This is a genomic window from Leisingera sp. CC-HEC096 (assembly GCF_059429235.1).
In genome coordinates this window covers 1392034-1402833 of the sequence record NZ_JCAIJS010000001.1, presented here as the reverse complement: position 1 = coordinate 1402833, position 10800 = coordinate 1392034, and the positions used below count along the sequence as shown (strand labels likewise).

Sequence of the window (10800 nt, the reverse complement as noted above, 5' to 3'; positions counted from 1 at the left end):
CGGAAAGCGGGGCGTGCGGTGGGCGTGCAACACCCCGGCTGTGGCGTTCCTGGGTCAGGCTGGACGCCTCCCCTTTCGGCGGCAAAGCCGCCTGCCGGGCAGCGGGACGGGAGTATTTCGGGAAAGATGAAAGGGCGGCGATTCCCTTGCAGTTCTGTCGGGCGCTAACATTTGTGCGGATTTCCGCACAAAGCCGGAAGCACCTTGTGCGGGATTTCGCACAGCTATTGATCCGCTTCGCCAAGCTGCATCCAGAGGCCGGTGTAACCGACTGTCAAATCGCGGAAATCCCGGACGGTGGGTGATTCCCGAATCAAATCTTGAGCGGCTTTCCGCAACTTGTGATGCTCTGAGCGGGCTTCAGCCATGCGCTGAGGGCAACATAGAATTTTCTGATGATTTTTCTGGGAGGAAAGACATGAAATTCCTGACCACTGCTGCAACCGCACTGGCACTGGCCGTTTCCGCAGGCGCCGCAAGCGCGGCCTGTGACGACGGCGAGATCGTGGTGAAATTCAGCCACGTCACCAACACCGACAAGCACCCCAAGGGGATTGCGGCGTCGCTGCTGGAAAAGCGCGTGAACGAGGAAATGAACGGCACCATGTGCATGGAGGTCTACCCGAACTCCACGCTGTACAACGACAACAAGGTGCTGGAAGCGATGCTGCAGGGCGACGTGCAGCTGGCGGCGCCGTCCTTGTCGAAGTTCGAGAAGTTCACCAAGCAGTTCCGCCTGTTCGACCTGCCGTTCATGTTCAAGAACATCGAAGCCGTGGATGCCTTCCAGGCGTCCGAAACCGGCCAGGAGATGCTGAACTCGATGCAGCGCCGCGGCCTGCAGGGCCTGGCCTACTGGCACAACGGCATGAAGCAGATGTCGGCCAACAAGCCGCTGGTGGAGCCGTCGGATGCCAACGGGCTGAAGTTCCGCGTGCAGTCCTCCGACGTGCTGGTGGCGCAGATGGAAGCGATCGGCGGCTCGCCCCAGAAGATGGCGTTCTCCGAAGTTTACGGCGCGCTGCAACAGGGTGTTGTGGACGGCCAGGAAAACACCTGGTCCAACATCTACGGCAAGAAGTTCTTTGAGGTGCAGGACGGTGTGACCGAGACCAACCACGGCGCGCTGGATTACCTGGTGGTGACTTCGGTCGACTGGCTGGACAGCCTGGAGCCGGAAGTGCGCGATCAGTTCCTGACCATCCTCAAGGAAGTGACCGCCGTGCGGAACGCTGAATCCACCAAGGTGAACGGCGAGGCCAAGCAGGCGATCATCGACGCCGGCGGCGTGGTGCGCGAGCTGACCCCTGAGCAGCGCGCGGCCTGGGTCGAAGCGATGAAGCCGGTCTGGGAGAAATTCGCAGGCGACGTCGGCCAGGAAAAGATCGACGCGGCGCAAGCCATCAACACCGGCCTGTAATCAGCGCCTTTCCGGGGTGCCCGCGCGGGCGCCCCGCATCCGCAGGCGGCGCGGGGATCCGCCGCCTGCACCCTTACTTTCCGCAAAACTTGGGAGGCAGCCATGGCGGGGTCCAGAACCGGCCCGAGCGGGCTTATCAACTCACTCGAAGAAACCCTGATCGCGCTCCTCCTGGGGCTGATGACGGCGATTACGTTTGCCAATGTGATCGCGCGGTTTGTGTTCAATTCCAACATTCTGTGGGCGCTGGAGCTCACGGTGTTCCTGTTTGCCTGGCTGGTGCTTCTGGGCGCGGCATATGCGGTGAAGACCCATGCGCATCTGGGGGTGGACGCCATCGTCAACATGCTGGCGCCCGGTGCGCGCCGCGCGGTTGGCCTGTTTGCCGCCGGCTGCTGCATCGTGTTTTCGCTGCTGCTGTTGAAGGGTGCCTATGACTATTGGGCGGTGTTTGCCGACCTGCCGCCGACCTCGGGCCGCTGGTTCCCGACCGGGTTCGACATGAAGGCCCGCAGCCAAAGTTTCTATGAGGTGCAGGACGTGCCGATGGTGGCGGTCTTCAAGTTTCTGGAAGACCTTATCAACTACGGCGACTCCTACGAAAAACTGCCGAAGGTGGTGCCGTATGTGGTGCTGCCGGTGTCGATGCTGCTCTTGGTGTTCCGCTTCATCCAGGCGGCGTTCCAGATTGCCCGCGGCGAGGCGGACCGGCTGGTCGCCAGCCATGAGGTCGAAGATGAAATTGCAGAAGTGCAGGCGCAGCGCGGGGAGCATGACTGATGGAAGTGGTAATCCTCTTTGCGATGGTGATCGGCCTGCTGCTGATCGGGGTGCCGATTGCGGTGTCCCTGGGCCTCAGCTCCACCATTTTTCTGCTGATCTATTCCGACAGCTCGCTGGCCTCTGTCGCGGGTACGCTGTTTGAAGCCTTTGAGGGGCATTTCACCCTGCTGGCGATCCCGTTCTTCATCCTGGCGTCGTCCTTCATGACCACGGGCGGCGTGGCGCGGCGGATCATCCGCTTCTCCATCGCTTGCGTGGGCCATCTGCCGGGCGGTCTGGCCATCGCTGGCGTGTTTGCCTGTATGCTGTTTGCGGCGCTGTCCGGGTCGTCGCCCGCAACCGTGGTGGCCATCGGCTCCATCGTGATCGCGGGTATGCGGCAGGTGGGCTACACCAAGGAGTTCGCGGCCGGTGTGATCTGTAACGCAGGCACGCTGGGCATCCTGATCCCGCCGTCGATTGTGATGGTGGTCTATGCGGCGGCCGTTGAAGTCTCGGTGGGCCGGATGTTCCTGGCCGGTGTCATCCCGGGCCTGCTGGCCGGTCTGTTCCTGATGGTCACCATCTATGTGATGGCCAAGGTCAAGAACCTGCCCAAGGGCGAGTGGAAGGGCTGGGGCGAGATCATCACCTCGGGCCGCGAGGCCGGCTGGGGCCTGTTCCTGATCGTGATCATCCTGGGCGGCATCTACGGCGGCATCTTCACCCCGACCGAAGCGGCAGCGGTGGCGGCGGTCTATGCCTTCTTTATTGCCAGCTTTGTTTATCGGGATATGGGACCGCGCGTCGAATCCCGGGCTTGGGGGGCAGGCGCCGCGGCAGAAGTCGCGAATCTGCAAGGCGGCAGCACATTTGCAGATTTCCTTGCTACGTTGCCGAAGCAGCTTTGGTTGCGGGCCAAGGCGTTTGCACTGAACTTTGCGGAAAGCGTGGTGTACTTTGTCCCTTCGCTGGTGCATCGGGACACCAAGCACACGCTGTTCGAAGCGGGCAAGCTGACCGTGACTCTGCTGTTCGTGATCGCCAACGCGCTGATCCTGAAGCATGTGCTGACGGATGAGCAGGTGCCGCAGCATATCGCCAATGCGATGCTGTCTGCCGGTTTCGGCCCGGTGATGTTCCTGATCGTCGTCAACGTGATCCTGCTGATTGGCGGCCAGTTCATGGAGCCCTCGGGTCTCTTGGTCATCGTCGCGCCGCTGGTGTTCCCGATTGCCATCGAGCTGGGCATTGACCCGATCCACCTGGGCATCATCATGGTGGTGAACATGGAGATCGGTATGATCACCCCGCCGGTTGGCCTGAACCTGTTCGTGACCTCGGGCGTGGCGGGGATGCCGATGATGGGCGTGGTCAAAGCAGCGCTGCCGTTCCTTGCCGTGCTGTTCGTGTTCCTGATCCTGATCACCTATGTGCCCTGGCTGTCCACCGTGCTGCCAAATGCGGTGATGGGGCCGGAGATTATAACGAACTAGGGTTGCACCCGACGAAAGAAAACGGCGCCTGGATTTCCGGGCGCCGTTTTGTGTCTCTGGCAAAATTCTTCGAAGAATTTTGCCAAGAAAATTCGAATTTTCTTGGCTCAGGCCGCCTCAAGCGCGGCGATGATCGGGGAGAAATCCGCGGCCTTGAGGCTGGCACCGCCCACAAGCGCGCCGTCGACGTTGGAGACGGCAAAGATTTCCGCAGCGTTCGAAGGCTTGACCGAGCCGCCGTAGAGAAGGCGGAAGCCGTCTGCGGTCTCCGCGCCGAAGCGGGCGGTCAGCTCGGCGCGCAGGAAATCGTGGACTTCTGCAATCTGTTCCAGGGTCGGCACCTTGCCGGTACCGATGGCCCAGACCGGTTCATAGGCGATCACGGTGTTGACGCCGGTAGCGTTCGCAGGGACGGAGCCGGCCAGCTGGGTGCCGGCAACCTTCAGAGTGTCGCCGGCCTCGCGCTCTGCCAGGGTTTCGCCGATGCAGATGACGGCGGTGAGGCCTTCGGTGATGGCAGCCTCCGCCTTGGCGCAGACCTGCGCATCGGTCTCGCCGTGGTCGGCGCGGCGTTCGGAGTGGCCGAGGATCACGGCGGAGGCGCCTGCGTCCTTGAGCATGGCGGCGCTGAGGTCGCCGGTGTGGGCGCCGGAGGCATTTGCGTGGCAATCCTGGCCGCCGATGGCGACAGCGCTGCCCCGGGCAGCGTCCGCGGCGCGCGACAGCAGGGTTGCCGGGGGGCAGATCAGGATGTCTGCGGCCGGTGCCGGGTGGCTTTCGGCCAGGGCCGCCAGTTCAGCCAGGCTTTCGCCGGTGCCATTCATCTTCCAGTTGCCTGCTGCCAGTTTCCGCCGCATGGGGGGTGCCTCCGAATGTCCTGTTTGGGCGTGAGTGGTAGCACCGGCAGCGCAGCGGCGCAATTCGCTTGGAGGGTGAGCGGCGATGCAAAAAGGGCGGGGAAGACCCCGCCCGCTGGTTTCGCCTGGACTGCGCCGGTTCAGCTGCCGGGCACTTCCTTGAAGGAGATGGACTCGCCGCAGCCGCAAGCCTCGGCGACATTGGGATTGTTGAACTTGAAGCCGCTTTCCAGCAGCGTCACCTCATAGTCGATTTCGGTGCCGAACAGGAACATCTGCGCCATCGGCGCGATCAGGATGCGGGCGCCGTCCTGTTCAACAACCTCGTCGTTGGGTTCCGGCTCGTCGACATATTCCATGGTGTATTCCATGCCCGCACAGCCGCCTTTCTTGACGCCGATGCGCAGGCCTGCGTGGCCGTCCTTGGCCATCAGCCTGGCGATCTGCGCCGCTGCCTTGGGGGTCATGGTCACGGCCTGCTTACCGGGAATGCCGAACATGGGTTTCTCCTTGAGACTTATTCCCTATCTAGGGCCGGTGCTGCGGCGGCTCAACCCCGCAAATGTCCTGGCAGGGGCATAACATATATCCCGGGTGCGGATTTAAAAGGGACGGAGCGGCGGTTCCGCGCGCAGCCAGCCGTTACAGCCCCATGCAATTGGCGTAATAGGTGACGGTGGCGGGCCAGTCGGAGAACACCCCCTCGACGCCTGCGTCCTGCGCCAGCACATGCAGCAGCTGGTAATAGAGGCCATCATTGAGAGGCAGGGCGCTGAGGGATTGGAAGTACCAATCGCCGTCCTGTACCGGGCCGGAGCGTTCCAGCGTCCAGGTGATCAGCCGCAGACCCGCCGATTTGGCGGCAAGGGCATAGGGGGAGGGGACGATTTGGCCGTCCCTGACCGTGACCAGCATCCAGAGCGGCGGTGCCAGATAGGTGACACCCTGGGCCTTCAGCGCAGCGAAGTCATACTGGAAGGTGTCCGGATCGGTGTGGTCGAAGCGCTCCAGCCGGTAGCTGGCGTCCAGCAGCACCGCCTGGCGTCCGAACTCCGGCGCGTGTTCGATCCAGTAAAGAACATCCTCCAGACGGAAGCTTTGCAGCCAGACGTCCTGGGGCGGGATGCCGGCGGCCTTGTATTCATCCACCAGCTTCTGGGCGAAATCCTGCTGCGTGAAGCCGTTGAAGGGCATCGGCACCGCCGGGGCCTTGAGTTCGGGCATGAATTTGGTGCCGAGGCGCTGGAACAGGGCGATTGAGTCCGCATGGGTCAGGGGCCGGGCACCGCCGGCGTAAAGCGTGCTGCGCCAGGCGGGCAGGCCGCCCCTGTAGTCTTCTGCCGTGACCGCCGAGGGATTGGCGCTGTCCATTTTGGGGGTCAGGGTGCGGAACTCCTGCAGGGTCAGTTCGGAGGTGCGGCATTCAGCGCGGGCGGGCGCGGTGCCTGCTGCCGGTGTAAAGGGCTGGATACAGCGGTCTGCCAGCGGGGAGGTCAGGATGTCGGTGGTGCGGTGCAGGTCGTTTTGCGCGTGGCGGCAGACCAGTTCCAGATCGCGGGTGAAGGTGACGTCGCATTCGAGGATGCCCGCGCCCATGGCAGCGGCGGCGCGGTAGCTTTCGGCAGTGTGTTCGGGGAACATCAGCGGTGCGCCGCGGTGGCCGATCGAGAAATCCGTGCGCTTGGGTGTCTGGCCCGCACAGGACCTGAGCTTGTCCTTGAGCGCGCCATCGGGCAGCTGGGTGATGAGGTAATCCGGGCGCGGGCCATAGCTGAGCGCCGGGGGCTCTGCCGGGCTTGCGGCGGGCGGCAGGAACAGGGCTGCGGCGAGCAGCAGGGCAAGGCGCATGGGGCGGCTCCGGATCAAGGGCTGCCGCACTTTAGGGCCGCTTGCGGGGAAATGAAAAGGCCCCCGCCTGTGCAGGGGCCGGATCCGGGTTCGGGCTTCGGGCTTACATGAAGCCCAGTTCCAGCCGGGCTTCGTCGGACATCATCTCCATGCCCCAGGGCGGCTCCCAGGTGAGCTGCACGTCGACGCTTTTGACGCCGGGCACCGGCGACACCGCATCGACAATCCAGCCGGGCATCTCGCCCGCCACCGGGCAGCCCGGCGCGGTCAGGGTCATGATGATCTTGACGTCGTTCTCGTCATTGATGTCGATCGTGTAGATCAGGCCCAGCTCGTAGATGTTCACCGGGATTTCCGGGTCATAGACGGTGCGGCAGGCCTCGGCCACGGCCTCGTACAGCGGGTGGCTGACAGAGGAGGGCGCGATCAGCGGTGCGCCTTCGAGCGGTTCGGAAGGATTGGTCATGATGGTCCCGGTCTGATTTTCCGACGATTTATATAGGAAATGTGCGGCCCGGCGTCCAGAGGCGGCGCGCGCCGCCGCGGGAATGTTCTGCCCGTCCCCTTTGCCCGCCTTTGCGCGGGAACGTTTGATTTGACGGGATTCTGCGCTAAATCGTTGCTCCCCCATAATGATTTTTGACAGCTGCCTGGACGCAGCGGCCGGATCCCGCGTGCCGGCCGTACGGTGGAGTCTGGCAGGAACGGGGGAGGGAGAGCGATGCCGAAGCCGACCGCGCCCGCACGGGCCGCCGCGACTGCTGCGCTGGTGCTTGCCGCGCTGCTGGGGACCGCCGCCGCGGCCCAGGACCTGAGCGGCTGGCGGTGGCAGCTGACGCCCTTTGTGCTGGCGCCTTCGGTGGAGAGCACGACGGAGCTGGGCCGGGCTGCCGGGGATGTGTCGTTTGATGCAAGCGATGTGTTCGATCAGCTGCAGGCGGGTGGAATGCTGCAGTTCGAAGGGGTCCACAGCAGCCGGTTCGGGTTCCGGTTGCGGTATGCGCTGCTGGATTCTGACGCCATCGGCAGCAGCGCCGGAGGCGATCTGCCGGTGACCTATGATCAGAACGTGGCGGAAGCGGTGGTGACCTATAGCTTCGGGCGCGGGCGGGACAGTTTCGAGCTGTACGCGGGCGCGCGCCATTGGGATGTGGACGTGATTGCCAGCCTGCCGGCGGGCGGCACCCTGCGCCGGGGCGCGGAGTGGACCGATCCGGTTGCCGGGCTGCGCTGGCAGCGCCGTGTGTCGCCGGAGTTCAGCATCCTGCTGGAAGGCGACATTGGCGGGTTCGGTGCCGGGTCGGATCAGAACTGGTCGGCGATGGGCGGGCTGGTCTATGACCGCTGGGAGCGCGCGTCGATCTATGTGATGTACCGCGGCCTGGGGGTGGACTATGAGGAGGGCACCCGCGGCACCGGCAGTTTTTTCCGCCATGATGCGGTGACCCATGGCCTGCTGGCGGGCATCGGGTTCAGGTTCTGAGGCCGGGCCGCAGCGTTGCGGCCAGACCGTTCAGGCTTTGCGTGACTGTTCAGTCGTTGATGTCGTGGTCGAAGGTTTTGACCTGGCCTTTGGGCAGTGCAAACAGCCGTTTCAGCAGCAGCCACGCGGCCAGAGACAAGCCTGCAAAGATCAGCAGCAGCAAGGGCAGGCCCCAGCTGCCGCCGGAAACGAGCAGCAGCAGCGCAACCGCGGCGGCGCCGATGGCAAAGCCCAGGAAGACAAAGCCCGGGGCGAGGATTTCGAGGATGCCCAGCACCAGCGCTGCCGCCCCCCAAACCCACCAGAGCGTCCAGAACCCGTCTGCCATCACTTGCTTCCTTTCAGCAGCTTGAAGGCATCGCCAAAGGCCTCCAGCGCGTGGGCCGGCACGACGATGGTCTGCTTGCCGTCGCCGTTCCCCAGCGCATTCAGCGCCTCGACCTGTTTCAGGGCGACTTGGTACTGCGCTGCCTCCAGCCCGTTGTCGCGGATCGCCTGGGCCACGACGCCGGTGGCATAGGCTTCGGCGTCGGCCTGGATGCGGCGGGCCTTGGCGGTCTGCTCGGCGGCGTAAAGCTCGGCGTCGGCAGCCAGTTCAACGGCGCGCTTCTGGCCCTCGGCCTCAGTCACCTGGGCGCGGCGGGCGCGCTCGGCGTTCAGCTGCTGGAGCATGGCGTCGCGGGTGGCCTGATCGAGGTTCACATCCAGGATTTCAGCGCGGGTCACTTCGATGCCCCAGTCATCCACCGCGCTTTCGACGCTTTCCTGAATGCGGGAGATCAGCTGGGCGCGGTTCGATTGCACCTCGTCCAGGTCCATCTTGCCGATCTCGGCGCGCACGATGCCGGCCACGGTGGTGGCGATGGCGCCATCCACGTCGCGGATCCGGTAGACGGTCTTTTCCGGCTCAAGAATGCGGTAAAACACCGAGGTGTCGATCTGCACCAGCACGTTGTCCTTGGTGATCGCGTCCTGGGTGGCGTTCGGGAGCTGGCGCTCCAGGATCGAGATCTTGTGGCGCACCGCATCCAGCAGCGGCACGATGAAGTTGATGCCCGGACCCAGCACCGAATGCAGCCGGCCGAAGCGTTCGACCACGAACTTCTGCGACTGCGGCACGATGCGGATGCCCTTGAGCGCAATGATGACCAGCAGAAGGGCGCCCAGCAGATAAAGGAGATTGCCGGACAAGAGGTCGAGGATCAGATCTTCGTTCATGAAAAATTCCTTTGGTTGGTCAGCGGGAGGCCGCAAGGGGGGCGGGCGCGGAGTGCGCAGCCGGTTCCGGCGGCCTGCCAGGCAGAAGGCGTGCGCCGGATGCCTTGGCCGTGTTCAAAGATACGAACTGTTGTGTGCAATGGTATACAAATGGGTTCCGCCAGTCCCGTATTCAAGAGCTTTCAGGTGCATATGACGCCTTGCGGCGCAGGCTGGCAAGCCCGGATGGGCCTGCCTTGCGGTCCTTAGCTGCTGGTGGGTTTCAGGCGCCGCAGCGGAGCGGGGCGGACCCGGTTCTCGATCTCCGCATAGATCAGCCCGGCGATGTTCTTGGAGGACGTCTTCTCGATCCCTTCCAGCCCGGGGGAGGAGTTCACCTCCAGCACCTTGGGGCCGGTTTCCGAGCGCAACAGATCGACGCCCGCGACGTTGAGGCCGAACGCTTTGGCCGCGCGGACCGCGGTGGCGCGCTCCTCTTTGCTGATGCGGACCGTCTCGGCGCTGCCGCCCAGGTGCAGGTTGGAGCGGAAGTCCCCATCGGCCCCGGAGCGTTTCATCGACGCCACCACCTTGGAGCCGACCACCAGACAGCGGATATCCACGCCCGCGGCCTCTTTGACGAACTGCTGCACCAGGAAATTGGCCTTGAGGCCGCGGAAGGCGGTGATGACGCTTTCGGCGGCCTTCTTGGTTTCCGCCAGCACCACACCCTTGCCCTGAGTGCTTTCCAGCAGTTTCACGATCAGGGGCGCGCCTCCGACAATCTGGATCAGGCTGCCGGTGTCCTTGGGAGAGGCGGCAAAGGCGGTGGCGGGCATGCCGATCTTGTGGCGCGCCAGGATCTGGTGCGCGTGCAGCTTGTCGCGGCTGGCGGTGATGCCTTCGGAGCCGTTGACGCAGAAGGTTCCCAGCGTTTCGAACTGGCGCAGCAGCGCGGTGCCGTACTGGGTGACCGAGGCGCCGATGCGCGGGATCACCGCGTCATAGCGGGGCAGGCGCTTGCCGTCGTAATGGATTTCCGGCGCCAGCGCGTTCAGCGCCATGTAGCAGCGGGTGGTGTTGATGACCTCCACCGTGTGGCCGCGGCTTTCGCCTTCTGCCACCAGGCGGCGGGTGGAGTAATTGTCCTCGCGGCTGAGCACGGCAATGCGCAGGGCGCGCTTGGGGGCGGATTTGCGGATGTTGGCAGAGGTATAGACGGAATAGTCCAGAGCAGGCTGGCACATGCGCTCGCCGGGGACCACGGTCACGTTCTCGGTCAGCGCCTGACGGCCCAGCAGCATGTGTTTTGCCATGCCGCGCCGGTCGGTCAGGGTCAGCTCCACCGGCCAGGACTGGCCTGCGATTTCCAGCGCGGTCTCGATCACGAAGCGCATTTCGCTTTCGCCATTGGAGGACGTCACCTCGCGCCGGTCCTTGATCAGGGCAGAGCAGGGGATTTCCAGGTCGTACTGGCCGGGGATCGGATGCACCATGAAACGCACCTTGGGGGCGCTGGCCGGGCCGAATGTCTCAATCCCGGTGGCGTGCAGCGAAGAGGTGCGGGCGCCGGTGTCGACCTTCACGCGCAGGGCTGGCAGGCCGAGGTTCGGCAGGCTGACCCATTCCTCCCAGCCGAGTTTCAATTGCGGTGCAGGGTCGGCTGTGGACATGGGCTTGGCTCCTTGGCATTAGGGGGAATCACCGGTGGGCCGGTTTGATAGTAACGGCAGGAAT

General features: G+C 64.1%; 11 protein-coding genes. 4 read left to right on the top strand and 7 right to left on the bottom strand.

All coding sequences use genetic code 11. The features are described from left to right. Window positions 1–418: 418 nt before the first annotated feature. The 3 genes from AC5STI_RS06880 to AC5STI_RS06870 all read left to right on the top strand — a co-directional run bounded on the left by AC5STI_RS06880 (window position 419) and on the right by AC5STI_RS06870 (window position 3678). Entirely contained in the window at window positions 419–1420 is a 1002-nt protein-coding gene (locus tag AC5STI_RS06880; RefSeq protein ID WP_475052804.1) for a DctP family TRAP transporter solute-binding subunit, read from the top strand. 102 nt (window positions 1421–1522) lie between these two features. Further along, window positions 1523–2200, top strand: coding sequence for a TRAP transporter small permease (locus AC5STI_RS06875; RefSeq protein WP_495446137.1), 678 nt, complete (start codon window positions 1523–1525; stop codon window positions 2198–2200). Further along, window positions 2200–3678, top strand: coding sequence for a TRAP transporter large permease (locus AC5STI_RS06870; RefSeq protein ID WP_495446136.1), 1479 nt, complete (start codon window positions 2200–2202; stop codon window positions 3676–3678). The genes AC5STI_RS06875 and AC5STI_RS06870 overlap by 1 nt, the downstream gene beginning before the upstream one ends. A gap of 107 nt (window positions 3679–3785) precedes the next feature. Here the strand turns inward: AC5STI_RS06870 and tpiA are convergent, their stop codons facing one another. The 4 genes from tpiA to AC5STI_RS06850 form a co-directional block, all read right to left on the bottom strand. After that, window positions 3786–4535, bottom strand: a complete 750-nt coding sequence (gene tpiA / locus AC5STI_RS06865; protein WP_495446135.1) for a triose-phosphate isomerase — start codon at window positions 4533–4535, stop codon at window positions 3786–3788. A gap of 140 nt (window positions 4536–4675) precedes the next feature. Further along, entirely contained in the window at window positions 4676–5035 is a 360-nt protein-coding gene (locus AC5STI_RS06860) for a HesB/IscA family protein (RefSeq protein WP_475052796.1), read from the bottom strand. Window positions 5036–5177: 142 nt separating this feature from the next. After that, window positions 5178–6383: a glycerophosphodiester phosphodiesterase family protein gene (locus AC5STI_RS06855; protein ID WP_495446134.1), complete on the bottom strand. Its 1206-nt coding sequence runs from the start codon at window positions 6381–6383 to the stop codon at window positions 5178–5180. Between the two features lie 103 nt (window positions 6384–6486). Beyond that, window positions 6487–6849, bottom strand: coding sequence for an SUF system Fe-S cluster assembly protein (locus AC5STI_RS06850; protein WP_027237183.1), 363 nt, complete (start codon window positions 6847–6849; stop codon window positions 6487–6489). A gap of 255 nt (window positions 6850–7104) precedes the next feature. Between AC5STI_RS06850 and AC5STI_RS06845 the strand changes: the two genes are divergently transcribed. After that, window positions 7105–7866 carry a hypothetical protein gene (locus tag AC5STI_RS06845; protein WP_495446133.1) on the top strand — a complete coding sequence of 254 codons (762 nt, stop codon included), beginning with the start codon at window positions 7105–7107 and terminating at the stop codon, window positions 7864–7866. A 49-nt stretch (window positions 7867–7915) separates the two neighbouring features. On the opposite strand, the gene AC5STI_RS06840 is transcribed toward AC5STI_RS06845, so the two are convergent. The 3 genes from AC5STI_RS06840 to rimK form a co-directional block, all read right to left on the bottom strand. After that, a complete protein-coding gene (locus tag AC5STI_RS06840) occupies window positions 7916–8194 on the bottom strand; it encodes an NfeD family protein (protein ID WP_475052791.1) in 279 nt (92 codons plus the stop codon). Beyond that, window positions 8194–9084, bottom strand: a complete 891-nt coding sequence (locus tag AC5STI_RS06835; RefSeq protein ID WP_475052789.1) for an SPFH domain-containing protein — start codon at window positions 9082–9084, stop codon at window positions 8194–8196. Before AC5STI_RS06835 ends, AC5STI_RS06840 begins: the two co-directional genes overlap by 1 nt. Window positions 9085–9329: 245 nt before the next feature. Beyond that, window positions 9330–10736 carry a 30S ribosomal protein S6--L-glutamate ligase gene (gene rimK, locus AC5STI_RS06830; protein ID WP_495446132.1) on the bottom strand — a complete coding sequence of 469 codons (1407 nt, stop codon included), beginning with the start codon at window positions 10734–10736 and terminating at the stop codon, window positions 9330–9332. Window positions 10737–10800 lie beyond the last annotated feature (64 nt).

Excerpts from the sequence above, each read along its gene's own strand:
- AC5STI_RS06880 (WP_475052804.1), top strand. The coding sequence starts at position 419 with ATGAAATTCCTGACCACTGCTGCAACCGCACTGGCACTGGCCGTTTCC.
- AC5STI_RS06875 (WP_495446137.1), top strand. The coding sequence starts at position 1,523 with ATGGCGGGGTCCAGAACCGGCCCGAGCGGGCTTATCAACTCACTCGAA.
- AC5STI_RS06870 (WP_495446136.1), top strand. The coding sequence starts at position 2,200 with ATGGAAGTGGTAATCCTCTTTGCGATGGTGATCGGCCTGCTGCTGATC.
- tpiA (WP_495446135.1), bottom strand. The coding sequence starts at position 4,535 with ATGCGGCGGAAACTGGCAGCAGGCAACTGGAAGATGAATGGCACCGGC.
- AC5STI_RS06860 (WP_475052796.1), bottom strand. The coding sequence starts at position 5,035 with ATGTTCGGCATTCCCGGTAAGCAGGCCGTGACCATGACCCCCAAGGCA.
- AC5STI_RS06855 (WP_495446134.1), bottom strand. The coding sequence starts at position 6,383 with ATGCGCCTTGCCCTGCTGCTCGCCGCAGCCCTGTTCCTGCCGCCCGCC.
- AC5STI_RS06850 (WP_027237183.1), bottom strand. The coding sequence starts at position 6,849 with ATGACCAATCCTTCCGAACCGCTCGAAGGCGCACCGCTGATCGCGCCC.
- AC5STI_RS06845 (WP_495446133.1), top strand. The coding sequence starts at position 7,105 with ATGCCGAAGCCGACCGCGCCCGCACGGGCCGCCGCGACTGCTGCGCTG.
- AC5STI_RS06840 (WP_475052791.1), bottom strand. The coding sequence starts at position 8,194 with ATGGCAGACGGGTTCTGGACGCTCTGGTGGGTTTGGGGGGCGGCAGCG.
- AC5STI_RS06835 (WP_475052789.1), bottom strand. The coding sequence starts at position 9,084 with ATGAACGAAGATCTGATCCTCGACCTCTTGTCCGGCAATCTCCTTTAT.
- rimK (WP_495446132.1), bottom strand. The coding sequence starts at position 10,736 with ATGTCCACAGCCGACCCTGCACCGCAATTGAAACTCGGCTGGGAGGAA.